Source organism: Amycolatopsis sp. NPDC031561, assembly GCF_055580625.1.
On record NZ_JBVILA010000002.1, the window covers coordinates 120,993 to 143,861 of the forward strand.

The following is a 22,869-nucleotide window of genomic DNA, read 5'->3' on the forward strand; positions in this document are numbered from 1 at the left end:
GAAGTGAACCGAGGAAACCCGGCGGAGAAGGTCGAGCCACACTGGTGGGCCGACGAAGTCGCGGTGGTCCTGAACCGGTGTCCGCCCGCGCCCTCCCCGCGACCGGGACCCCGCGTTGCGCGCCCAGGACCACCGCGACGAGCCCGATGGGGTCCGCGTGAAAACATGTGATTCATGAGTCCGGTGAGTCGTGCACGCAAGAAGGCAGCCCAGCCCTCCACTCCGAGTGTGACGGGCCTCTTCAAGGACGTCCTCCGGGACTTCTCGACCCTCGGCGCCGAACCCGAGGTGCTCGACGTCGAACTGCTGACCTCCGAGGTGCTCGGCCAGTGGTGGGAGATCGAGGTCGAGGAGGGCGAACAGCCGCTTGGCCTGGAGCTCATCGCGTTCGCCGAGCGGAAGATCACCCCCGCCGCGGCCGCGCTGCTCGCCGGGCTGCGGGTGTTCGCCGAGACCGAAGAGGAGCGCGAGGCGGCCGCCTCGGCGCTGAACACCGTGCTGGGCCGAGGGATCCCGGAGCCGGAGTGGGCGGCGGACCTGGCCGCGGTGACCGTCGGGGACTGCTGGCGGACCGGGGACGTCTTCGGTGACGAGTCGTCTCTTCTCTGCGTCTTCTCGCGCGGCGGCGCGGAGCACGGGCTGCTCGCGCTGGTCGACTTCACCGAGGGTGGCCGGATCCGCGACGTCGTCGTGGTCGACAAGCCGCAGGACGTGCTGGCCGAGATGCGGCAGCAAGCCGCGGACGACCCGGAGCTGGTCACGCTGGAGCAGGTGCTGCCCGAGCGCGCCCACCAGCTGCTCGCGGACGGGCTGGCCGCGACGGACGTCGTCGAGGAGCCCGACGTCAGCGAGGACTACGCGCGCTTCCACGCGATCGCGCTGGGCTGGATCCGGGCGCTGCCCGCTCCCGAACCCTCGCCCGAGATCACCGAATGGCCAGAGCAGGTCCGCGACGAGGTCGTCGCCGACTTCATCGGATCCGGGCTCGTCGAGGACACCGAGGCGACGAGATTCTACGCGCGCCTGCTCGTCGACTACGGCTGCGAGACCGAGCCGGGCAGCCCGCTGCGGGTCGGGCCCGAGAAGCTCGCCCGGTTCCTCGAATCGCTGCTGGACGGCGAGTTCGAGGTCGACGAGGCGTACGAGGACGCGCTGGAGCCCGCGCTGCTCGGCTGGGTCACCTGGGCCGCCGACCGCGCCGGGCTTCCCGAGGCCGCCCGCGTGGCGCTGCTGGAGAGCGCGACCGAGTTCCTGGAGGAGTTCGCGCAGGACGAGGACTCCACGCTCGACGTCTACTTCGACGGCTCCGAGGGCATCGAAGACCCGGCGGAACTCGCGGAGGCCCTCGAGCGCCGGATGTTCGCCGTCCCGACCGTCTACACGGAGATCGGCGACGAGGAGCTGGAACTCGAGCCCGTCGACCCCGAACAGCGCCGTCTGCTGGTGATCGGTGAGCACCCCGAGTACCACGAGGCGCTGGCCGACGAGACCTTCGACGGTGAGCCGAGGATGCGGCTCGCGCTCAAGACCACGATCGTCGACCAGCTCTGGGACGACGAGCCCGCCGAGGTCTGGCAGGCCGTCCGGCGGCTGAGCGAGACCGGGCAGGAGCGCGACGAGATCTTCGATCGCCTCGTCGACGCGCTGTCCGCGCAGCTGACCGAAGCCGGCGAGCACGAGATGGACTACGACGTCGACGACTACCGGAAGGCGCTCGGCGAACTCGCCTGACGGCCCGTCCCCACCAGCCACCTCCTTGCCATCCCTCCCCAATCCGTCTAGTCTGTCTAGATGGAAGCAGCAACCTGGCAAGTGCAGGACGCCAAGCAGCGGCTGAGCGAGCTGCTGCGCCGGGCCGCGGCCGAGGGACCGCAGTTCGTCACCAAACACGGGGAGGAGGTGGCCGTGGTGCTGGACATCATGGATTACCGCAGGCTGGCTGGAGGCGGTGAAGCCGTCGATTTCAAACTCGTGCTCTCCGGTGAGCAGCACCATCCCGAATACGGGGAGGCGCTGGCCGACGTGCTGGAGGAGATCGCCGCCGAACGCGCGGAGGACCTGCCGAGGGATGTCACGGAGGTGAGCGGGTGAGCTTTCTGCTGGACACGAACATCGTGTCCGAGGCCCGGCGACGCACGCAGAACCCGGGTTTCGCCCGGTGGTGGGGCGGGGTGTCGTCGAGCAGGCTCTATCTGAGCGTGCTGACGGTGGGGGAGATCGAGAGGGGAATCCACAAACTCAGGCATCGAGGGGATCAAGACCGGGAGCGGGCGGACGCGCTCGCCGACTGGTTGGCCGGGCTCACCGCGCAGTTCTCGGAACGGATCCTTCCGGTGACCGCCGAAATCGCGGCCGAATGGGGCCGACAGCACGCGCCGCGGAAAGTGCCGTCCGTCGACGGGCTGATCGCCGCGACCGCCCGGATCCACGAGCTGACCCTGGTCACCCGGAACCTGGCCGACATGGCCGGACTCGGCGCGCAGGTGCACAACCCGTTCGATTGAGTTTCCTGAAAGAACACGATCCAGACGTCCGGACGCCTGGATCGGTGGTGCTCAGCCCAGCGGTGCTGCCGGGGTGCTCTTGCTCTCCGTGACTTGCGACTTCTTCCGGCGGCGGTCCCCGCGGGCGTCGTCGAAGTCGACGACGAAGGCGCCGGCGGCCATGGCCACCAGGAGTGCGAGTCCGAGAATTGAGCCGACCCAGGTCAGGATGATCGAGAACATCGTGAGCCTCCTCCCTGCTCAAGGTCCTTTTTGAGACCTCGTGAACCCCTGACACAAGGGTCGCCTCGGGGGGCTGTAGCCGGTATCGGCCAACCGGTTACACGTACTGAGCGTGGATCGGCCGATCGGCCGAGGAAATTCACCCACCGGTCGCGGTGCGCGACCGGGCGCCACTGTCGGCTCGCCGGTGGTGCGAAGGCTGGTACTTGTGAGGGAACAGCCGGAATCCGCCCGTGTGATCGGCTTCCGGCGAAGTGATCTTGGATGTCGCCGTGAATACTCGCCGTGAGTAGAGATTCCGCGCGTGCCCGATTACGCAGCGTCCTCGGTTAGGGCTCGGACAGCGGTGGGCCAGGGTCACTCGCGGAGCCCGATCTCGTCAGAGCTTGCGCAGCCGGACCCGGTTGATCGTGTGGTCGGCGTCCTTGCGGAGGACGAGGGTCGCGCGAGGCCGCGTCGGCTTGATGTTCTCCATCAGGTTCGGCTCGTTGATCGTGCGCCACAGGTGGCGCGCCTCGGCGCGTGCCTCGTCGTCCGGGAGACCGGCGAAGTGGTGGAAGTGCGACGCGGGGTCCGCGAACGCGGTGTGGCGCAGTTTGAGGAAGCGCTCGACGTACCAGCGCTCGATGTCGGTCGTCGGCGCGTCCACGTAGATCGAGAAATCGAACAGATCGGAGACGGTGAGCCGGGGGCCCGGCTGGAGGACGTTCAGTCCTTCGAGGATCAGGATGTCGGGTTGCTGGACGACCTGTTCCTCGCCGGGAAGGATGTCGTAGGCGAGGTGCGAGTACACCGGCGCGCTGACCCGTTCCGCCCCGGACTTCACGTCGGTGACGAACCGCAGCAGGGCCCGCCGGTCGTAGCTCTCCGGGAAACCCTTGCGGTGCATGATCCCGCGCCGGACCAGTTCCGCCCGCGGGTGGAGGAACCCGTCGGTGGTGACCAGGTCGACCCTGGGGTGATCCGGCCAGCGGGCGAGCAGGGTGCGCAGGATGCGCGCGGTGGTCGACTTGCCGACGGCGACGCTTCCGGCGATTCCGATGACGTACGGCACCTTGGTGCCCCGACTGTCTTCACCGAGAAAGGTGGTGGTGGCTTCGTACAGCCGTTGCCGGGCGGCGACCTGGAGATTGATCAGCCGGGAGAGCGGCAGGTAGACCTCGGCGACTTCCGCGAGATCGACCTGCTCGCCGAGACCGCGCAGCCGCAGCAGTTCCGCGGCCGTCAGCGGCAGGGGCGTCGACCTGCGCAACTCGCGCCACTGCTCACGGTGCAGCTCGACGTAGGGACTGAGCTCACGGACCCGCGGCATCGCACACTCCTCGCCCGTCGCCAGCGCTGGCGCCGTACAAAACCGTGTAGACGAGTTCTCGGCGGGAAAGCGTGCCTCGAACCGGATGAAGCCGCTTTAACGGTAGGGCTTACGGCTCGTGAACGCGCTGCGATGTGATGTAGCCCGCTTCGGGGCGTTACCGTCCGTTACGGGGGCGGCCGGGGGCGAAGACCTCGTCCCACGCCGCGGCGACCTGCCGGGCGCACGAGGCGGGAGCGACCCCGCCGACGCCGGTACCGAGCCCCGGCATCGCGATCGTGTGCACCAGATCACGGACCCGGCCCTGGTCGAGCCTGCCGTCGCGCCACTGCTGGAACACGGCCCGGGCGGCCAGGTACGGGTGCACGGTGTCACGGGGGAGGCGTTCTCCGGGTTCCCGCATCGTCGGCGCGCTGATCAGCCAGGCGGGCTCGGCTTCGCCGGTGGGCACGATCACGGCTTCGCCGATCGGGAGCTCCCCGCCGTGGTAGGCGAGGACGGCGCTGCGCACGTTCTGCTCGACGTCGGGGTAGGCACGGGCGTAGACGGCGTCGATGCCGCCCCGCATCCAACCGTAGGAGTTCGCGGGGCTGACGACGGCCTGGGCGACGACGTCGAGCACCGACCCGCGGTGCACGAAGATCCGCCCGTCCACAGTGTCCGCGACGGTGGTCCAGGCTTGCGCGAGCAGGTCATCGACGGCGCACAGCACCAGCTCCGGGGTGGGATGGTCCGGCAAGGGGGCGAAGGAGGAGTCGGCGTCCTCGTGGCCGGTGCGCGTGCCCGGTTCGGCGGTCACGCGGTAAGCATGGCAAAAAAAGCCACCCGGCGTAACCGGTGCGCGTACCGGCTGTCCGAGTGAAACTCCGTGCGCGGCGTGCGTAATCTGGCGGGGTGTCACGGATCGCCTACTTCGGCCCCCAGGGAACCTTCACCGAACAGGCCGCGCGCCGGCTCGCCCCCGGCGAGGAGCTGATCCCCGCGGAGACCATCCCGGCGGCACTGGCCGCGGTACGCGCCGGCCGGGCCGACGCGGCCTGCGTGCCGATCGAGAACTCCGTGGAGGGCGCGGTCACCGCCACCCTCGACAGCCTGAGCGAGGCCGAGCCGCTCGTCGCGGTGGCCGAGGTCCTGCTGCCGGTCCACTTCAGCGTGCTGACCCGGCCGGGGACGACCGAGATCCGCACCGTGGCGAGTCATCCGCACGCCCTCGCCCAGGTCCGTCACTGGGTCGAGGCGAACCTGCCCGGCGCGCATCCGGTCGCGACGTCGTCCACCGCCGCGGCCGCGGTCGCGGTCGACGCGGGCGAGTTCGACGCGGCCATCACCGCGCCGGTCGCCGTCGAGCACTACCCGCTGGAGGTGCTGGCCACCGAGGTCGCCGACGTCCGCGACGCCAAGACCCGGTTCCTGCTGGTCCGCGCGCCCGGCGAGTTGCCGGAGCCGACCGGTGCCGACCGCACGTCGATCGTCGCCGCCGCGACGAACCGCACCGGCGCGCTGGCCGAACTGCTCACCGAACTGGCGGTCCGCGGGATCAACCTGACCAAGCTGGACGCCCGTCCGACCAGGAACAACTTCGGCGAGTACCGCTTCTTCATCGACTTCGAGGGACATGTAGCCGAGCCCCGGATCGGCGACGTGCTGGCCGCGTTGCGCCGCCGGTGCCGCAACGTGCGCTTCCTGGGCTCCCACCCGCGGGCGGACAACGGCACGACCGAGATCGAGCCGGGCGCCGCCAACGAGGATTTCACCGACGCGATCGACTGGGTCGCTTCGGTCAGGAAGGGAGCACAGGCGTGAAACTCCTCCTCGTCCGCCATGGCCAGACCGACGGCAACGTCCGGGGCGCGCTCGACACCGCGCTGCCCGGCCCGCCGCTCACCGAACTGGGCCAGGAACAGGCCCGGCAGCTCGTGTCGCGGCTGGACGGCGAGCCGGTCGTCGCGGTCTACGCCTCGCAGGCGGTCCGTGCCCAGCAGACCGCCGCGCCGCTGGCCGCCAAGCTCGGCATCGACGTCCAGGTCGTCGACGGCGTGCACGAGGTCGCCGCCGGTGACCTCGAAGGCAAGACCGACAAGGACTCGATCACGACCTACATGAGCGTCGTGCGCCGGTGGACCCTCGGCGAACTCGACCCGCCGATCCCCGGCGGCGAGACCGGCGCGCAGGTCCGCGCCCGGATGCTCGACGCGGTCGCCCGGCTGCGCGCCAAGCACGAGCAGGCCGACCCCGACGGCACGGTGGTGCTGGTGAGTCACGGTGGCGCGATCCGGCTGGGCGGCGAGTGGCTCGCCGGGAACGTCACCGCCGAGGTCGCCAACCAGGGCCTCATCCCGAACACCGGCGTCGTCGAGCTCGTCGCGACCTCCGACGGCTGGACCTGTCTCACCTGGGCGGAAGCCCCCGTCGAACCCGCCTAGCCCCCTCCCGCGTTTCGTCCTCTAGTTGCGGTCCTTGCACGCGCAACTACCGCAACTAGAGGACGAAACGCGGGCGTTTGCCTCCGCTCCCACCGGGGAATACCCCCCACGAGATCGATTAACACCTTGTGGGGAATTAACCGCAGGAGCGCAACCTCCGCGGCGGACAACACGTCTACTTCAGTGGTGGGTCACCCGGCTACAGGGAGGCGAATGACCATGGTTCGTTCGAAGAGGATCTCCATCGGCGGTCTCATCGCGGGTACCGCCGGGCTCCTGCTGCTCAGCGCTTGCGGTTCGGAAACCGCACCCGTCGCGCAGAGTTCGTCCGCGTCGCCGTCCAGTTCGGCACCGGAGACCTCCGTCGCGCCCAGTGCGAGCTCGTCGAGTCCGGCACCCGCCTCGCAGCCCGCCCAGGCACCCGCCCCGGCGCAGAAGAACGACGGGCTCTGCAAGGCGGGCGACGTCAAGCTGTCCGTCGGCGGCGGCGACGCGGCCGCGGGGACCGTGTACCGGAAGCTCGTCATCACCAACACGAGCGGGCACGCGTGCACCATCCAGGGCTTCCCCGGCGTCTCCTACGTGACCGGCGCGGACGGCCACCAGGTCGGCGAGGCCGCGTTCCGCGACGGCGCCAAGGGCGACCCTGTCCAGCTGAACAATGGCGACAGCGCGTCCGCCGACATCGGTTTCGTGAACGTCCGCAACTACGACGAGGCGGCCTGCAAGCCCACCGAGACCCGGGGGCTGCGGGTGTACCTGCCGCAGGAGACGGCGTCGAACTTCGTGTCGGTGCAGGGGCTCGGCTGCGCGGGGAAGGTCCCCGGCAACCAGCTGACCGTCAAGACGGTCCACAAGGGAGCATGACCTAGAGCTGGGTGCAGAGCTGTTCGGCCTGCGCCAGATGCCGCTGGCCGGAGATCTGGTTGAAGTGCAGGCTGAACACCATCCGGCTGACCCCGTCGATGTGCTCGGCCAGCGGCCGGTAGGTGTCGTTGGCGGCGGCCGCCGCGGCGGAGAGTTCGCGGGCGGCCGTCATCCGGTGCAGGATCTCGGGGGCCAGCACCGCCACGGTCCGCTCGCCGGGCGCGGCGTCGGTGGTGTCCGGGATCGTCCCGACCCTGGCCAGGGCGTTGCACGCCTCCTGCGCGTCTTCCAGCGCTCCCGCGTTGACGCTCGACAGAGCCCACAGCATGCCCATCACACCGGCGCCGATCACGAAACCGGCGACAGCGGTGAGCACTTGCGGGCGTCTGGAAGGTTCTGTCGTCCCCACGCCGGCCTCCGGCACCAGTGTCTGCTGCATCGCGGACCTCCCTCACCAGCACGGGTGATGGGCTATTTCAGCACCAAAGGCCTTTGTTTTCACTGGTCTTGGTGGAGAACCCGCTCCTCCGTGGCCGATTCGTCATCGAACGCGCCTTGCCGTGACGAGACGAACGCGAAACCGGCCACACCGAACAGCAGAAGCCCGGACGTGAGGAACGTCCGGGCCGGGGATCCGAGAGCGTGGGTGAGGACCCCGCCGAGCAGGGCCCCGACCGGGATCGCCCCCCAGACGACGGTGCGCCACACACCGAGGACCCTGCCGAGCAGTTCACCGGGGACGAGCGTGTGCCTCGCCGTCCCCAGCACGATGTTCACCGAGACGACGGCCGCCGCGAACAGGCCGAACAGCGCCGCCCCGGCCACCGGCGAACTCGTCAGCCCCATGCCGGTGAACGCCACGCCGCAGCAGGCGGTGCCCGCGAGGAGCACCGCACGGCGGCTGAACGTTCTCACCAGCCGCGGGGCGATGCCCGCGCCCAGCAAGCCACCGATGCCTCCGACGAACGCGAAGAGCCCGAAGGCCGCTTCGCTGAGGTGCAGGTGCTCGATCGCGTACAGCACCAGTTGCGCTTGCGCGAGTTCGCTGACCAGGCTGATCAGACCGGCGACGACGACCAGGCGCATCATCAGCCTGTTGTGCTTCAACCAGCGGAAACCCTCCGCCAGCTCGGTGCGAAGGTCCGCGCGGGCGCCCTGATCGGCGGAAGGACGAGCCCGGTAGCTCCCGGCGAGCCCGATCAGCACGACCGCCGCGATCGCGAAGCCCACCGAGTTGAGCAGGAACGGGAACGTCGCGAAGAGCGCGAAGGTGGCGCTGCCGACAGGCCCGCCGAGGAAGGTCTGGCCGACGATCTCGCAGGCCTGGAGCTTGCTGTTCGCGCTGTCGAGGGAACCCTTGTCGACGACCGCCGGGATGAGCACGTTCGCGGCGCTGTCGGCGACGACCTCCGCGACGCCGACGAGCAGGGCGGCGGCGTAGACCACCCAGATCGTCACCCCGCCTGCCGCGACCAGGACGGCCATCCCGCCGACGACCACCGCGCGGGCGCTGTTCGCGAGGACCATCGCGCGCCGCCGGTCGATCCGGTCCAGGAGCGCGCCCGCCGGGAGCGCGAACAGCAGCCACGGCAGGAACTGGGTCGCCGAGAGACCGGCGATGAGCAGCGGATCGCGGGTCAGGGTGACCGCGAGCAGCGGGAACGCGACCTTGCCGATCCCGTCGCCGAGATTCGACGCCGCACTGGACGCGAGCAACCAGCGCAATCGCCGGTCGCCCCTCCTGCCCGTCGTCGACTCGGCCATGTACGCCTCCCCAGGCTTTCGCCGGCGCCGGCCGACGACAACGTGTCGAAAAGTTTAGCGGGGTTGTCGCCCAAAGTGGCCGGCTTGTTACGCCTAGTTAAGAATCCGAAGAACCGTTGGTGCCCGACGCACAAAAATCACCGACCATGCCGCTACCGGCGCGGAATCCGCCGGGAAGGAGCAAGGGACCTTTGCTATCGCCTGTCCCGCGGTTCAGCCCCAGCCGAGTTCGTGCAGGCGCGCGTCGTCGATGCCGAAATGGTGGCCGACCTCGTGGACCACCGTGATCAGAACCTCCTCGACGACATCCTCCTCGGTGTCGCACATCTGCAGCAGCGGCCGCCGGTAGATCGAGATGCGGTCGGGCAGCACCCCGCCGTACTCGTGGGTCCGCTCGGTCAGGGCGACCCCGTGGTAGAGCCCGAGGATCGTGGGCGACTCCTCGTTGAACTCCTCGACGAGGACCACGACGTTGTCCATCGCGTCCGCGAATTCGGGCGGAAGCTCGTCCAGCGCCTCCGAAACCAGCTCTTCGAAGCGCTGCTGCGTCATCTCGACGGGCACGCGATCACCCGCCGGTCTTCGGGGACGAGGACGACGCCGGCGGGGCGCCGCCGGCGGACGAGGGCGGGGCCTCGCCGTTGCCGACCTTGACGCTGCCGGTGACGGCCGCGAGTCCCTTGTTGTCCGGCAGGGGCGCCGCCACCTTGCAGTTCACCAGCGTCGACCCGGCGTCCCAGCTCTCCTGTTCACGGACGTCCCAGCCGATGATGAGCTTCTTCGCCGCCAGGTCCGCGTTGCCGGTGTAGTCCTGCGCGGCCGTCGAGCATTCGGTGTCCAGCCAGGTGTTCTGCTGTTCCTGTGACGGGTAGCCGTCCTTGAACTTCGTCTTGAGGTCGAGTGTCGCGATCATCTCGTAGGAGTGCGGCTGGGCGCAGTCGATCGGATCGCCGAAGCTGTTGTTGAGCAGCGCCAGGCAGGTGCCGGGCTCCCACACCGCGGACTGGTCCTGCTCCTTCGCCAGCCCCTTGGTCGGTTGCAGCTTGCCGCCCTGACCAGCCCATTGCAGGCCGCAGCGCAGCTGCCGGTCGCCGTCCTCCCACTGTGCGGGAGTCGGCCGGAGCAGGTTCATGCTCAACTTGCCGTACGGATCCAGCGTGCGGCCGAGGTACGGCTTGACGTCGACGGTGCAGCGTGACCGGGAGATCTCCTGCCACTGCTCCAGGTTCGGGCTCGGCACGCCCGCCGGATACTGCGCGCCGATGTCGACGATGCTGGTGACCTCGAACAGATGGGACTCCGCGCACGGCACGCGCCGCGCGTCGTTGGCGTCCGGGTTGTTCCAGGTCAGGCAGGTGCCTGGGGGAGATTGGAACGCTTCGACCGCCGCGGGTGACAGCTTGGGGGCGCCGCCGCCCGCACCGCCCTCCGGGCCCACGTTCCACGAGAACGCCACACTCAGCGAAAGCGCGATGATCGCGCCCACGAACACACCGGCCATGACGAGCCGGGTGCGCAGGGTGCTCAGCGCGTTTCGCGGATAACGGAACCGCTCGGCCTGTTGAGACATCCACTCCATGATGCCCGCGCCGCACGTAAGGTGCGCATACCGGGTGGTTAGTGTTGGACACGGGTTCGGGCCGGCGGGCGATTACGGAGCTTCGATGACGCAGGATGACAACCAGGGGGCGGAGCGGCCCCAGGAACCGCCGAAGCGCGGTTCGATGCGGTTCCAGGACGACAGCACGCAGGCGCGGCAACCGTCGTTGGCCGAGCAGCGGGCACGGCAGCAGGCGCTGGCCGAGCAGGAGCGCCAAGAGGTGCTCGACGCCGAAGCCGCGCGCGCCGCCGAGAAGAAGTCTTCGACCAAGAAGAAGATCCTGATCGGCACGGGTGTGACCGTCGGACTGGTCGGGCTGGTCGCGACGTTCTACACCGTCGCGAAGCCGGAAGAGGTCACGGCGGTCTGCGCCACCAAGGACACGGAGATCGTCCAAGACGACCAGAACTGCGACGAGAACTACGTCCGGACGCATGGCGGGTACTCGGCGGGCGGCTTCTTCTTCATGCCGATCGGCGGTTTCGGCGGCGGCTACAACAGCTACCGCTACAACTACGGCGGCTCCGGTCAGATCGGGCAGCGGGTGTCCGGCGGTTCGTACACCGCGCCGTCAGGGGCGAACGTCAGCACCAAATCGGGCAAGTCCGTCCAGCGCGGCGGGTTCGGCATCAGCGGCAAGAGCGGTACCTCCGGCGGTACCGGCAAGAGCGGGGGCTCGTAGTTGTATCGGGATTCCAAGCCGCCCCGGCGGGACTGGCAGAACATCGTCGAGGAGCAGGGGCTGGTCTTCGGCACCCCCGCTCGTGACGGCGCCGGCAAGTCCAGGCCGTACTGGGACGAGTCGGTCCACTACGTCTTCGAGATGGACGAGATCCTGTCCGTCGAGGCGGACGTGGAACTGCTGCACTCGATGTGCCTCGAAGCCGTCGACAACGTGATCACCACCGAGCAGTACCACCGCTTCGGCATCCCCGAGTGGGTTTGGCCGCACATCGCCGAGTCGTGGAAGCGGCAGGATCCGCACGTCTACGGCCGGTTCGACCTCCGCTACGACGGCAAGAGCCCGGCGAAGCTGCTCGAATACAACGCCGACACCCCGACCTCGCTGCTCGAGGCCGCGGTGCTGCAGTGGCACTGGAAGACCGCGGTCTTCCCCGAGGACGACCAGTGGAACTCGATCCACGAGAAGCTGGTCGAGCGCTGGGGCGAGCTCGCCGAGAAGCTGCCTTCGAACGAACTGCACTTCACCTGGTCGTCCGCCGATCCGTCCGGTGAGGACCACGTGACGACGGCGTACCTGCAGGAGACCGCGGCCGAGGCCGGGCTCGACACCGTCGGCCTGTCGATCGAGGAGATCGGCTGGGACCCGGTGCTCAAGCGGTTCGTCGACCTCGAAGAGGCGCAGATGGCGACCGTGGTGAAGCTCTACCCGTGGGAATGGGTGGTCGACGAGGAGTTCGGCCGCTTCGCCGTCGAGACGATGCCTCGCACACTGTGGGTCGAGCCGCTGTGGAAGATGATCCTCTCCAACAAGACGCTGCTCGCGATCCTGTGGGAGAACTACCCGGGCCACCCGAACCTGCTGCCCGCCTTCGCCGACGACCCCGGTCTGCTGACCGAGTACGTCCGCAAGCCGAAACTCGGCCGCGAGGGCGCGAACGTGCAGATCGTCGCCACCGGGTACGAGACGCAGACCGACGGCGTCTACGGCGCAGAAGGCTACGTCTACCAGGCGTTCGACCCGCTCCCGGAGTTCCAGGGGTACCGGCCCGCGCTCGGCGCGTGGATCGTCGGCGACCACGCCGCCGGCCTCGGGATCCGCGAAACCGCAGGTCTCGTTACGGACGACGGTGCGGCATTCGTCCCGCACCGCATCGTCGAGACGTGATAGAAGCAACCGCACAAACCTGACATTTTCGACCGGTACCTCTGGAGAACCCTGTGACGACCACCCTTGCGCTGTCCGACACGTTCGGCTCCGACCTCGTGCGAGGGATCGGCGCGATCCTGCTGTACGGCGTCGTCGGCCTGCTGCTGATGTTCGCCGGGTTCTGGGCGATCGACTGGACCACGCCCGGCAAGCTGGCCCAGCTGGTCAGCCGCGGCCTGCCGAACGCGGTCATCGTGACCGCGTCGGGTCTGCTGTCGATGGCGTTCATCGTCGTCGTGGCGATCGCGAACTCCGCCAGCGACCTGACCGAGGGCCTCATCACCTCGCTGGTCTACGGCCTGCTCGGCATCGTGGTGCAGGTGCTGGCCGTCCGGCTGCTGGAGTGGGCGACCCGCATCGACGTGCGCTCGACCATCGAGAGCGAGAAGTTCGCCCCGGTCAGCGTCGTGGTCGCCGCCGCGCACCTCGCCCTCGGCCTGGTCGTCGCCGTCGGCATCTCCTGACCTGACGAAACCGGCATAGGCGCACGATTCCCACTAACGTGGGTGTCGTGCGCCTTTTGAGGACACCGGACGACCGGTTCTCGGACCTGCCCGATTTCGATTTCGAACCGCGCTACGCGGAACTCGTCGACCTTCACGGCGGCGTGATCAGAGTGGGTTACGTGGAGGCCGGACCCGCGGATGGGCCGCCCGTTCTCCTGTTGCACGGCGAGCCCACCTGGTCCTACCTCTATCGCAAGGTCATCCCGGTGCTCGCCGACGCCGGACTGCGCGCCATCGCGCCCGACCTGGTCGGCTTCGGTCGATCCGACAAACCCGGCGACATGGTCGACCACACCTTTCAGCGGCACGTCGAGTGGATGCGCGCGTTCGCCTTCGACGTGCTGGACCTGACCGAAGTCACCCTGGTCGGCCAGGACTGGGGCGGCCTGATCGGCCTGCGGCTGGTCGCCGAGAACCCCGATCGCTTCTCCCGGGTCGTCGCGGCCAACACCGGCCTCCCCACCGGCGACACCGACATGCCGGAGATCTGGCACAAGTTCCGCGCCACCGTCGAGAACGCCCAGGTCCTCGACGTCGGCCGGTTCGTCCAGTCGGGCTGCCAGACCAAGCTGTCCGAGGAGGTCCGCGCCGCCTACGACGCGCCCTTCCCGAACGAGATGTACAAGGCCGCGCCGCGCGCGATGCCGTCACTGGTGCCGGTCACCCCGGACGATCCGGCCTCGGCCGCCAACCGGGCCGCGCTGAAGGTGCTCGCCGAACTGAACAAGCCGTTCCTGGTCTCGTTCTCCGACGGCGACCCGATCACCGCGCCGTGGGGCCTCGAACTGCGGGGCTCGATGCGCGGCGCCCGCGAACTCGAGCATCCGACGATCACCGGGGCCGGTCACTTCCTGCAGGAGGACGCCGGCGTCCGGCTGGGCGAGGTCATCGCCCGATTTGTGAAGTCCTGATTCCCGTAAGTGTCATGAAAGCCCCTTTCCTGACGTTTTTCGTCAGGAAAGGGGCTTTCATGACACTTGTCAGGAGATGGCCGCCAGCGCGTCCACGATGATCCCCAGGCCCTCCGCGGCCTCATCGGCGGTGAGCGTCATCGGCGGCGCGATCCGCAGCACGTTGCCGTGCAGCCCGCCCTTGCCGATCAGCAGCCCGCGCGCCTTGGTCTCCTCCATCATCCGCGCCGCGGCCTGGGTGTCCGGCTCCATGCCGCCCGGTTTGACCAGTTCGACGCCGATCATCAGGCCCTTGCCGCGGACGTCCCCGATCAGCGGATGCCCCGAAGCGCGCAGGCCGGACAGCAGTTCGTTGCCCCGGGCGAGCGCGTTGGCCTGCAGATCATGGTCGGCGATGTGGTCGAGAACCGCCGCCGCGCCCGCCATCGCGACCGGGTTGCCGCCGAAGGTCGAGATCGAGTTCGCGGTCAGGCAGTCGACGAGGTCGCCGCGGGCCACGAGACCGCCGATCGCGAGGCCGTTGCCGAGGCCCTTCGCGAAGGTCATCGCGTCGGGGACGACGTCGTGCGCCTGGATCCCCCAGTAGTGTTCCCCGGTCCGTCCCCAGCCGGTCTGGACCTCGTCGGAGATGAACAGGATCCCGTACTGGTCGAGGACCTCCTTCATCGCCTTGAACAGGCCGTCCGGCGGTGAGCTGAACCCGCCGACGCCCTGGATCGGCTCGGCGATCATGCAGGCGACGTCGCCCGAGGTGCCCGTCTCCAGGACGTCGACCAGGTCCGCGACGCACGCGTCGATGTACTCCGTGTCCGAAAGCGCCCGGAACGGGCTGCGGTACCGGTAGCCGCCGTGGACGTAGCTCACCTTCACCGGGCTGAGCGACGACGCCGACCAGCCGCGGTTGCCCGTGATGCCGACCGTCGCGAACGACCGCCCGTGGTACGAGTTCCGCATCGCCAGCACCTGGTTGCTGCGCCGGTACTGGGTGGCGAGCATCAGCGCGGTGTCGTTGGCCTCGGTCCCGGAGTTGGTGAAGAACACCTTCGCGTCGGGGATGCCGGAGAGCTTCGCGATGCGCTCGGCCAGTTCGACCTGCGAGCGGATCAGGTACAGCGTCGAGGTGTGCAGGATCCCCGTGTCGAGTTGCTTGCGCACGGCGTCGCTGATCGCCGAGACGTCGTAGCCCATCGAGTTCGTCAGGATGCCCGCGAAGAAGTCGAGATAGCTCCGCCCGGTCGAGTCGATGACCCGGCGGTCCTGCGCGTGCACGATCTCGATCGGCTCGTCGTAGTAGAGCGCCAGCCAGGACGGCAGTACCGCCTTGTGCCGCGCCAGCAGGTCCGCATCGGTCATCGCGTTTTCTCCGTCCGCAGCAGGGAGATCTCAGTATGGGGAGGGCCCGAAACGGGCGACAACGATCAGACTGTCGGGTTATCCGCGGCGGCCCGCACAGTCTGTACGGGGAAACTGCCTCGAAGCGCGCTCGGAGCTAGGACTAACCTCTGCAATCGTGATTGACCCCAGGACTCTGCGCGATGACCCGGACGTCGTGCGCGCTTCGCAGCGCGCCCGTGGCGAGGACGAAGGAGTGGTCGACAAGCTGCTCTCCCTCGACTCCCGCCGCCGGTCTTCGATCGCCGCCGCCAACACGCTGCGTGCCGAGCAGAAGTCGCTGGGCAAGCTCGTCCCGAAGGCGCAGGGCGAGGAACGGGCCGAACTGCTCGCCAAGGCGAAGGGGCTCGCCGCCCAGGTGAAGGCCGCCGAGGTCGAGCAGACCGAGGCGTCGGAGGAGTTCGAGCAGCTGCACCGCCTGGTGCCGAACCTGGTCCACCCCGAAGCCCCCGAAGGCGGCGAGGACGACTACGTCGTGCTCAAGCACGTCGGCGAGCCGAAGAAGTTCGACTTCACCCCGAAGGACCACCTCGAACTCTGCGAGGGCCTAGGCGCGCTCGACATGGAGCGCGGCGCGAAGGTCTCGGGCTCGCGGTTCTACTTCCTCACCGGCATCGGCGCCCAGCTGCAGCTCGGCCTGCTGAACATGGCCGTCGCGCAGGCGACGGCGAACGGTTTCACGCCGATGATCACGCCGAGCCTCGTCCGGCCGGAGATCATGGCGGGCACCGGCTTCCTCGGCGCGCACTCGTCGGAGGTCTACCGGCTGCGCGACGACGACCTGTACCTCGTCGGCACCTCCGAGGTCCCGCTCGCCGGCTACCACGCCGACGAGATCCTGGACCTGGCGAAGGGCCCGAAGCGCTACGCGGGCTGGTCGTCCTGCTACCGCCGCGAGGCCGGTTCGTACGGCAAGGACACCCGCGGCATCATCCGCGTCCACCAGTTCGACAAGGTCGAGATGTTCGTCTACACGCGTCCCGAGGACGCCGAAGCCGAGCACGCGCGCCTGCTGGACTGGGAAGAGCAGATGCTCGCCAAGATCGAGGTCCCGTACCGGGTGATCGACACCGCCACCGGCGACCTCGGCACGTCCGCGTACCGGAAGTTCGACTGCGAGGCGTGGGTGCCGTCGCAGGAGACCTACCGCGAGCTGACCTCGACGTCGAACTGCACGACGTTCCAGGCCCGCCGCCTCGGCATCCGCTACCGCGACGACGACGGCCGCCCGCAGACCGTCGCCACGCTGAACGGCACGCTCGCCACCACGCGGTGGATCGTCGCGATCCTGGAGAACCACCAGCTCGAAGACGGTTCGGTCCGGGTGCCGGAAGCGCTTCGCCCCTTCCTCGGCGGAACCGAGGTCCTCACACCCGCATCGAAGTAGGGACCGGAGGAGGGACGCATGCGGTATCGGAATTCGCTCGCGATCGGGCTGGCGGTGCTGGCGCTCGGCGGCTGCACGTCGACGATCGGCGGGTCGGCCTCGCCGGTCCCGGGACAGGGGCCGGTCGTCACGAAGGCCGAGCCGTGCGCGCTGCTGACGCCGGAGCAGGCCGCCGCGCTGGGCGTCACGTATCCGGGCAAGGAACGCCCGGCGAAACCCGAGCAGAAGATCGCCGCGGTCTGCCGGTTCCCCGAACTGGAGGACGCGCCGGACGGCGTCGCGCTGGAGGTTTCGCAGAGCAAGGACCTCTCGGCGGAGGACTACTACGCGGGCGCGCTGCCCGGGGAGAAGTTCGGCGTCGGCGGGTTCACCTGGACGAGGTACGCGACCATCCTCGGGCCGAGCTACTGCTCGTTGACCACGGAACTGGACGCGAAGACGTTCGTCGAGGTCGCCAGTGATGCCCCCGGCAACGACAACACCAAGGCCTGTGACCTGGCGAAGGCCGCGCTCCCCGCGGTCGCCTCGCATCTGCCCGGTGGGCAGCCGAGCCCGGAGATCACCGCGCCGCCGGGGCAGAAGCCGGTCGAGCCGTCCGGTCCGCTGGTGAACGTCGACCCGTGCACCCTGCTCAAACCCGAGCAGGTCGCCCCGCTCCAGCTCTTGTCCGCGCGGCCGATGAACGGCTCCTCGCGGGATCCCAAGAACGGCTGCCAGTGGGACGACACGGACGGCGACAAGGGCAAGAAGGCGCTCGACCTCTGGATCTACACGGCGACCAGGACCGAGGACGTGCCAGGGCTGGAAGGCACCCCCGCCGAGCAGATGGTCAACGGCCGGAAGTGGATCGTCTACTCCGCTCCGGACAGCCCGATCTGCGTCGCGCTCTTCCCGATCACGGAGACCTCGTCGATCAAACTCGACACCGGTGACCTCAGCGACAACGCCAAGGCCTGCGAGATCCCGCAGGCCGTGATGCCGCTCGTGACCGCGAACGCGCCCGCTGCCTAGTCGGACACCTCGTCGGCGATGTGCTTCGCGATTTCCAGCGCGCTGGTCGCCGCCGGTGAGGGCGCGTTGAGGACGTGCACCTGGTTTCGCGCGGTCTCGATCAGGAAGTCGTCGACGAGCGCGCCGTCCGGGCGCAGGGCCTGTGCCCGGACCCCGGAGCCGTGCCGCACGATGTCGTCCTCGGTGACGGCGGGCACGAGCCGCGCGAGGCTTTCGGCGAAGCGGCGGCGGGAGAACGACCGGCGGACCTCGTCGAGCCCGGTCGGGTACGCGTACTTGCGCGCGAGCCGCCAGACACCGGGGAAGCGGGCGACTTCGGCGAGGTCCTTCGCGGAGACGTCGCGCCAGGTGTAGCCCTCGCGGCGCAGCGCGAGCACGGCGTTGGGGCCGGCGTGCACGCTGCCGTCGAGCATGCGGGTCAGGTGCACGCCGAGGAACGGCAGCGACGCGTCCGGGACCGGGTAGATCAGGCCGCGCACCAGATGGCGGCGTTCGGGCTTCAGTTCGTAGTACTCGCCGCGGAACGGCACGATCCGCGCGCTCGGGGTGATCCCGGCGAGCCGTGCGACGCGGTCCGCGTGCAGGCCCGCGCAGTTGACGAGCGCGTCCGCGTGGATCACGTCGTCGCCGGTCGCCACCTCGACGCCGCCGGTGCGGCCCGCGCGGATCCCCAGCGCGGGCGTGCCGAGGCGGAGGTCGGCGTCGGATTCGTCGAGCAGCCGCACGAGCGCGGTGCAGACGGCCGGGAAATCGATGATGCCGGTGGACTCCACGCGCAGCGCGGCGACGCACGAGACCTCGGGTTCGTACTCGCGGGCCTCGCTCGGGGTGATCAGCTTGGCCGGGACGCCGTTGGCTTCGGCCCGTTCGGCGAGCACCTTCAGCGCCGGAAGCTCCGCTTCGGAGGTGGCGACGACGAGTTTGCCGCAGACCTCGACCGGCACCCCGTACTGCCGTGCGAAGTCCACAATGGACCGATTGCCCGCGGTGGACATCCTGGCCTTGAAGGAACCCGGCTTGTAGTAGAGCCCCGCGTGCACGACGTTCGAGTTGTGCCCGGTCTGGTGGGCCGCCCAGCGGTCCTCCTTCTCGAGCACCGTGACGTCCAGGCCACGTTTGGTCAGCTCCCAGGCGGTGGCGAGCCCGACGATTCCGCCCCCGATGACTACGACTGTGCGCACGATCGACCAGGTTACCCGGAACGCTACCTGACAGCTGTCAGGTTGAGTGGTAGCGTACCTGACCGATGTCAGGTAAGCGGTTGAGCAAGGAAGAACGCCGGGAGCGGATCCTGGCCGCGGCGGCGCGGGTGTTCGCCGCGTCCGGCTACGACGCGGCGGGGATGCGCGAGGTCGCGACGGCGGCCGGGATCAGCACGCCCGTGCTCTACGACCACTTCCCGTCCAAGGCCCGGCTGTACGCCGGTCTGTTGGAGTCCGAAGTGGACAGTCTGCTGGCCGGCTGGGCGGAGCTGCCGCAGTCGGGCACCGCGGAGGAACTGCTGCGTGCCAGGGTGGCGGCGATCTTCGCGTGGATGGAGACGAACGAACGCGGTTGGCGGATGATCTTCGCCGAAACGCCGTCCGACGAAGGCGTCGCCGAGGCGCACCGGCGCGGGCAGGCCAGGGCCACCGGGCAGCTGACCGAGGTGTTCGCCCAGGTCCCAGGCCTGGCGCTGACCGCGGACCTGCCGCGCGACCGCGCGAACGAAGCGCTCGCCGAAGCGGCGAAGAGCGCGCTGAACGCCATCGCCACCTGGTGGTGGAGCAACCGCGACATCCCGCGGGAGCAAGTCGTCGCGCTCACGACGGATCTGTTGTGGCGCGGTCTGGGAGCCCTGATCCAGGAGGAAACATGAGCATCGACACCACCGAGCGGTACCGCCGGGCCCTCGAGACCCGGGACGTGGAACTCGCGCTGAGCGCCTTCGCGCCGGACGCGGTCGTGCACTCGCCGCTGACCAGCCGGGTCCGGTTCACCGGGCACGAGGAACTCCGGCCGCTGCTGGAAGTCGCCTATTCGCATCTGCGTGACGTCAGCTTCCACACCGACACGGGCGACGCGTCGACGCGGGTCGTCGTCTACACCGCGCGCATCGGCGCGGAGGAGATCGAAGAGGCGGCGGTGCTGAAGCTCCGCGAGGACGGGCTCATCACCGAAGTGACGCTGTTCGTGCGGCCGCTGCCCGGGCTCGTCGCGCTGATGGACGCCTTCGGCCCGGACATCGCGCGCCGCAACGGCCGCACCTTCGCGGCGCGGGTGCTGGGTGTGGCCGCGAAACCGTTGCTGGCCATGGTGCGGTCGGGCGACAAACACGCCGTGCCGCTCGCCGGACCGAGGAGCTGACGAGTGTCATGAAAGCCCCTTTCCTGACGAAAAACGTCAGGAAAGGGGCTTTCATGACACTTCACGCCGTCGCGACCGGAACCGGCGCCGGCTCGTCCTCCGGGTCCTCGAGGACCTTCGGCACGCCGCGCAAGGTGAACAGCGCGCTGACCGCCAGCAGCGCCATCAGCCCCGCTGAGCACACCATCGTCACCTGCAACCCGTCGACGAACGCGAGTTTCGCGTTGGCGAGGATCAAAGCCCCCTGCTCGGGCGGCAACTGCGCGGCGAACTGGACGGCGCCGCCGAGGGTGTCCGAGATCGCCTCGGGCGGCACACCCGCCGGGATGACGAGTTCGCTCCGGTACAGCGCGCCGAGCGCACTGCCGAGGACCGCGATCCCCAGCGCCCCGCCGAGTTCGGTCGCCGTCTCGGAGATCGCCGACGCCGCGCCCGCCCTGGCCTTCGGTACCACGCCGAGCACCGTGTCCGTCGCGACGGCGAGGATCAGCGCCAGCCCGACGCCGAAGATGATCATCGCGGCGAGCAGGTCGGTGTAGACGATCGTCACGCCGATACCCGAGTACAACGCGAAGCCGACCGCCGACAAAGCACAGCCCAGCGCGATCGTGACCGCCCGGCCGAAGGCCTTGATCGCCAGTGGCGCGAAAACGCCGCCGACGATCGCGCCGCCCATCCCCGGCAGCCCGGCGAGCCCGGACTTCAGCGGCGACCAGCCCACCACCAGCTGGAGATACTGCGCGAACATCAGCGAGACCGCGAGCTGCGCGAACATCGCCAGGATGGTGGTGCCGACGGTCGCCGAGAACGCCCGCTGCGCGAACAGTTTCAGGTCCATCAGCGGTTCGGCCAGCCTCGGCTGCCGCAGGACGAACACGAGCAGGCAGCCGAGGCCGAGCACCGTCGCGACCGCGACGTCCCAGTGCCCCCAGCCCTGGTACGCGACTTCCTTGATCGTGTAGACGATCCCGACCATGCCCACGACGGACAGCAGCACACTGGGCACGTCGATCCGGCCCGGCGCCGGGTTCTTCGACTCGGGCAGGATCAGCGCGCCCGCGATCACCATGACCACCACCACCGGCACGTTGACCAGGAACACCGAACCCCACCAGAAGTGCTCCAGCAGGACACCGCCGACGAGCGGGCCCATGCCGAAACCGAGGATCGTCAGCCCGCTCGAAACGCCGATCGCGGCCGCGCGTTCCTTTCCGGTGAACACGTTCCGGATGATCGACAACGTCGACGGCATCAGCGTCGCGGCGGCGACCCCGAGCAGCGCGCGGGCGGCGATCAGGAGCTCCGCCGTCGGCGCGTACGCCGTGATCACCGAAGCGACGCCGAACAGCGACGCCCCGATCAGCAGCAGTTTCTTGCGGCCGACCCGGTCGCCGATGTTCCCCATCGTGATCAGCAGCCCGGCGAGCGCGAAACCGTACGCGTCGGCGATCCACAGCATTTCCGTCGTCGACGGGTGCATCTGCTCCGAAAGCGACGGCAGCACCAGGTGCAGCACGGTCAGGTCGATCGCGATCAGCAGTTGTGCCAGTACACAGACCGCGATGGTGCCGATCTTGCGGCCCTTGCCGATGGTCACCGCGAAACCCCGAAGGTGAATTCCGTCGAGTGACGCGCGGTGCCGTGCTCTCCGTCGCCGAGGTAGAACCGGGTGCTCATGGTGCGGGACGCCGGGTCGAGGACGCTGCGCCACAACGTCCGCCACGGCGCGCCCGGCTCGATCGCGACGGACACCGCGTCGAGCGCGTCGCGCGGCCCGGCCTCAGCCTCCTTGGTGAGGGTGCGGAGCCGCTGGTAGGTGAGCATGGTCTCCGCGGTGTCCTCCGGCAGCGCGTCGATGTCCGGGTAGCGGTGCAGCGGATGGTTCGTGACGCACAGCGGCCCGTCCGCGACCTCGACGAAGTGCTCGACGTCGTGCGCGCCGCGCTCGTAGACGAAGCCGCGGCCGGAAGCGTCGGCGACGATGTAGTGGCAGGGCGCGCCGTGGTCGTACTGCTTGGCGAGCATCAGCGCTTCCTTGGCCTCGTCGACGGTTTCGCACGTGTCCAGCAGATACCGGCAGACCTGGGTCACCGAGAGGCCCGCCTGCGGACCGGGGTCGTGCTCCAGCGGCGCGGCCGCCTCGATGTCGGCCATCAGCAGGGCGACGACGAGCCCGGCCTCGTTGACGCCCTCCATCGCACCGTCCACTGTGGACATGGAGAGTGACGTCGAGGCGATGCCGTCGTCGGGGATCGTGGTCAGGACGTAGGGCCGTGACGCCATCGGCACCGTCCCGTCGTCGACGGGCTCCGCACCCGCCATCACCGCGCCCAGCTGGCTCCAGCTCAAGGTGAAGAAGTCGTAGTTCCGGCCGAGCACGCTCCCCGTCCACAGCGCCGAACAGCCCGATCCGGCGGGCAAGGCGCTCGCGTTGTCGAACGACACCGCCGCGTCGGCCGGGAGTCCGTACGCCTCGGCGAACCCGGCCGTACGCGCGGCGTACTGCGGCCAGTTCCGCTCGAACCAGACACGCCGCGCCTTGGCCACGATCGGATCGGCGGGCTGCGGCGTCCAGTCGGTCCGCGCCTTCATCTCGGCCGCGAGCGCGTGGCCGATCTCGGCCTGGGTGCCGCGCAACGTCAGCTGCCGCACGGCGAGGAAGTCTTCAGGAGATCCCGCGAGATAAGTCATGCCGGGAGCGTGTCCGCCGCCGCTGACCGTCCGCGCACCACG

The 22,869-nt window shown here is 69.2% G+C and carries 25 protein-coding genes; 14 read left to right on the plus strand and 11 right to left on the minus strand.

The window, feature by feature from the left end:
* The first annotated feature begins 174 nt into the window (after positions 1–174).
* Genes ACZ5IK_RS06040 through ACZ5IK_RS06050 form a run of 3 tightly spaced genes read left to right on the plus strand, consistent with a single transcriptional unit; the run spans position 175 to position 2,504 of the window.
* Positions 175–1,731 (plus strand): DUF1841 family protein, encoded by a 1,557-nt coding sequence (locus ACZ5IK_RS06040; RefSeq protein WP_465486794.1) that lies wholly within the window; start codon positions 175–177, stop codon positions 1,729–1,731.
* Between the two features lie 60 nt (positions 1,732–1,791).
* Positions 1,792–2,091 carry a type II toxin-antitoxin system Phd/YefM family antitoxin gene (locus ACZ5IK_RS06045; RefSeq protein ID WP_233223062.1) on the plus strand — a complete coding sequence of 100 codons (300 nt, stop codon included), beginning with the start codon at positions 1,792–1,794 and terminating at the stop codon, positions 2,089–2,091.
* The gene (locus tag ACZ5IK_RS06050; protein ID WP_101611739.1) at positions 2,088–2,504 is read left to right on the plus strand and encodes a type II toxin-antitoxin system VapC family toxin; all 417 of its coding nucleotides are present in this window, start codon (positions 2,088–2,090) and stop codon (positions 2,502–2,504) included. Before ACZ5IK_RS06045 ends, ACZ5IK_RS06050 begins: the two co-directional genes overlap by 4 nt.
* Before the next feature lie 51 nt (positions 2,505–2,555).
* Here the strand turns inward: ACZ5IK_RS06050 and ACZ5IK_RS06055 are convergent, their stop codons facing one another.
* The 3 genes from ACZ5IK_RS06055 to ACZ5IK_RS06065 all read right to left on the minus strand — a co-directional run bounded on the left by ACZ5IK_RS06055 (position 2,556) and on the right by ACZ5IK_RS06065 (position 4,837).
* On the minus strand, positions 2,556–2,726 hold the full coding sequence (locus ACZ5IK_RS06055; protein WP_168214462.1) for a hypothetical protein: 171 nt from the start codon (positions 2,724–2,726) through the stop codon (positions 2,556–2,558).
* Positions 2,727–3,105: 379 nt separating this feature from the next.
* The gene (coaA, locus tag ACZ5IK_RS06060) at positions 3,106–4,038 is read right to left on the minus strand and encodes a type I pantothenate kinase (RefSeq protein WP_101611740.1); all 933 of its coding nucleotides are present in this window, start codon (positions 4,036–4,038) and stop codon (positions 3,106–3,108) included.
* 157 nt (positions 4,039–4,195) lie between these two features.
* Positions 4,196–4,837, minus strand: a complete 642-nt coding sequence (locus ACZ5IK_RS06065) for a macro domain-containing protein (protein ID WP_465486795.1) — start codon at positions 4,835–4,837, stop codon at positions 4,196–4,198.
* A 95-nt stretch (positions 4,838–4,932) separates the two neighbouring features.
* Between ACZ5IK_RS06065 and pheA the strand changes: the two genes are divergently transcribed.
* The 3 genes from pheA to ACZ5IK_RS06080 all read left to right on the plus strand — a co-directional run bounded on the left by pheA (position 4,933) and on the right by ACZ5IK_RS06080 (position 7,328).
* Positions 4,933–5,841: a prephenate dehydratase gene (pheA, locus tag ACZ5IK_RS06070; RefSeq protein ID WP_465486796.1), complete on the plus strand. Its 909-nt coding sequence runs from the start codon at positions 4,933–4,935 to the stop codon at positions 5,839–5,841.
* Positions 5,838–6,461 carry a histidine phosphatase family protein gene (locus tag ACZ5IK_RS06075; RefSeq protein ID WP_465486797.1) on the plus strand — a complete coding sequence of 208 codons (624 nt, stop codon included), beginning with the start codon at positions 5,838–5,840 and terminating at the stop codon, positions 6,459–6,461. The genes pheA and ACZ5IK_RS06075 overlap by 4 nt, the downstream gene beginning before the upstream one ends.
* Before the next feature lie 213 nt (positions 6,462–6,674).
* Positions 6,675–7,328 carry a DUF4232 domain-containing protein gene (locus ACZ5IK_RS06080; RefSeq protein WP_465486798.1) on the plus strand — a complete coding sequence of 218 codons (654 nt, stop codon included), beginning with the start codon at positions 6,675–6,677 and terminating at the stop codon, positions 7,326–7,328.
* A gap of 1 nt (position 7,329) precedes the next feature.
* Here the strand turns inward: ACZ5IK_RS06080 and ACZ5IK_RS06085 are convergent, their stop codons facing one another.
* From ACZ5IK_RS06085 to ACZ5IK_RS06100, 4 genes are all read right to left on the minus strand, one after another.
* Complete coding sequence (locus ACZ5IK_RS06085; protein ID WP_101611744.1) at positions 7,330–7,767, minus strand: hypothetical protein; 438 nt, start codon at positions 7,765–7,767, stop codon at positions 7,330–7,332.
* Between the two features lie 59 nt (positions 7,768–7,826).
* Positions 7,827–9,092, minus strand: a complete 1,266-nt coding sequence (locus ACZ5IK_RS06090; protein ID WP_465486799.1) for an MFS transporter — start codon at positions 9,090–9,092, stop codon at positions 7,827–7,829.
* Between the two features lie 213 nt (positions 9,093–9,305).
* Entirely contained in the window at positions 9,306–9,656 is a 351-nt protein-coding gene (locus tag ACZ5IK_RS06095; RefSeq protein WP_007030570.1) for a metallopeptidase family protein, read from the minus strand.
* Between the two features lie 4 nt (positions 9,657–9,660).
* Positions 9,661–10,662 carry a septum formation family protein gene (locus ACZ5IK_RS06100; protein ID WP_465486800.1) on the minus strand — a complete coding sequence of 334 codons (1,002 nt, stop codon included), beginning with the start codon at positions 10,660–10,662 and terminating at the stop codon, positions 9,661–9,663.
* A 94-nt stretch (positions 10,663–10,756) separates the two neighbouring features.
* Here ACZ5IK_RS06100 and ACZ5IK_RS06105 point away from each other — a divergent pair, with 94 nt between their 5' ends.
* Genes ACZ5IK_RS06105 through ACZ5IK_RS06120 form a run of 4 tightly spaced genes read left to right on the plus strand, consistent with a single transcriptional unit; the run spans position 10,757 to position 14,000 of the window.
* Positions 10,757–11,374 carry a DUF1190 domain-containing protein gene (locus ACZ5IK_RS06105; RefSeq protein WP_465486801.1) on the plus strand — a complete coding sequence of 206 codons (618 nt, stop codon included), beginning with the start codon at positions 10,757–10,759 and terminating at the stop codon, positions 11,372–11,374.
* Positions 11,375–12,541: a glutathionylspermidine synthase family protein gene (locus ACZ5IK_RS06110; RefSeq protein WP_101611746.1), complete on the plus strand. Its 1,167-nt coding sequence runs from the start codon at positions 11,375–11,377 to the stop codon at positions 12,539–12,541. It begins immediately after the preceding gene.
* 53 nt (positions 12,542–12,594) lie between these two features.
* The gene (locus tag ACZ5IK_RS06115) at positions 12,595–13,047 is read left to right on the plus strand and encodes a DUF350 domain-containing protein (RefSeq protein WP_101611747.1); all 453 of its coding nucleotides are present in this window, start codon (positions 12,595–12,597) and stop codon (positions 13,045–13,047) included.
* Positions 13,048–13,094: 47 nt separating this feature from the next.
* Positions 13,095–14,000, plus strand: a complete 906-nt coding sequence (locus ACZ5IK_RS06120) for a haloalkane dehalogenase (protein WP_465486802.1) — start codon at positions 13,095–13,097, stop codon at positions 13,998–14,000.
* 69 nt (positions 14,001–14,069) lie between these two features.
* Here the strand turns inward: ACZ5IK_RS06120 and ACZ5IK_RS06125 are convergent, their stop codons facing one another.
* The gene (locus ACZ5IK_RS06125) at positions 14,070–15,353 is read right to left on the minus strand and encodes an aspartate aminotransferase family protein (protein ID WP_465486803.1); all 1,284 of its coding nucleotides are present in this window, start codon (positions 15,351–15,353) and stop codon (positions 14,070–14,072) included.
* Between the two features lie 157 nt (positions 15,354–15,510).
* On the opposite strand from ACZ5IK_RS06125, the gene serS reads away from it, so the two are divergent.
* Positions 15,511–16,779: a serine--tRNA ligase gene (gene serS, locus ACZ5IK_RS06130; RefSeq protein ID WP_101611750.1), complete on the plus strand. Its 1,269-nt coding sequence runs from the start codon at positions 15,511–15,513 to the stop codon at positions 16,777–16,779.
* 18 nt (positions 16,780–16,797) lie between these two features.
* On the plus strand, positions 16,798–17,790 hold the full coding sequence (locus ACZ5IK_RS06135; protein WP_465486804.1) for a DUF3558 family protein: 993 nt from the start codon (positions 16,798–16,800) through the stop codon (positions 17,788–17,790).
* Here ACZ5IK_RS06135 and lhgO read toward each other — a convergent pair.
* On the minus strand, positions 17,787–19,043 hold the full coding sequence (lhgO, locus tag ACZ5IK_RS06140) for an L-2-hydroxyglutarate oxidase (RefSeq protein ID WP_465487234.1): 1,257 nt from the start codon (positions 19,041–19,043) through the stop codon (positions 17,787–17,789). The genes ACZ5IK_RS06135 and lhgO overlap by 4 nt on opposite strands.
* A gap of 8 nt (positions 19,044–19,051) precedes the next feature.
* On the opposite strand from lhgO, the gene ACZ5IK_RS06145 reads away from it, so the two are divergent.
* Together ACZ5IK_RS06145 and ACZ5IK_RS06150 are read left to right on the plus strand one after the other, a co-directional pair.
* A complete protein-coding gene (locus tag ACZ5IK_RS06145) occupies positions 19,052–19,648 on the plus strand; it encodes a TetR/AcrR family transcriptional regulator (protein ID WP_465486805.1) in 597 nt (198 codons plus the stop codon).
* A complete protein-coding gene (locus ACZ5IK_RS06150; RefSeq protein ID WP_465486806.1) occupies positions 19,645–20,136 on the plus strand; it encodes a nuclear transport factor 2 family protein in 492 nt (163 codons plus the stop codon). The genes ACZ5IK_RS06145 and ACZ5IK_RS06150 overlap by 4 nt, the downstream gene beginning before the upstream one ends.
* A 61-nt stretch (positions 20,137–20,197) precedes the next feature.
* Here ACZ5IK_RS06150 and ACZ5IK_RS06155 read toward each other — a convergent pair whose 3' ends face one another.
* Together ACZ5IK_RS06155 and ACZ5IK_RS06160 are read right to left on the minus strand one after the other, a co-directional pair.
* A complete protein-coding gene (locus tag ACZ5IK_RS06155; RefSeq protein WP_465486807.1) occupies positions 20,198–21,733 on the minus strand; it encodes an MFS transporter in 1,536 nt (511 codons plus the stop codon).
* On the minus strand, positions 21,730–22,827 hold the full coding sequence (locus tag ACZ5IK_RS06160) for a C45 family autoproteolytic acyltransferase/hydolase (RefSeq protein ID WP_465486808.1): 1,098 nt from the start codon (positions 22,825–22,827) through the stop codon (positions 21,730–21,732). The genes ACZ5IK_RS06155 and ACZ5IK_RS06160 overlap by 4 nt, the downstream gene beginning before the upstream one ends.
* Positions 22,828–22,869: the final 42 nt, after the last annotated feature.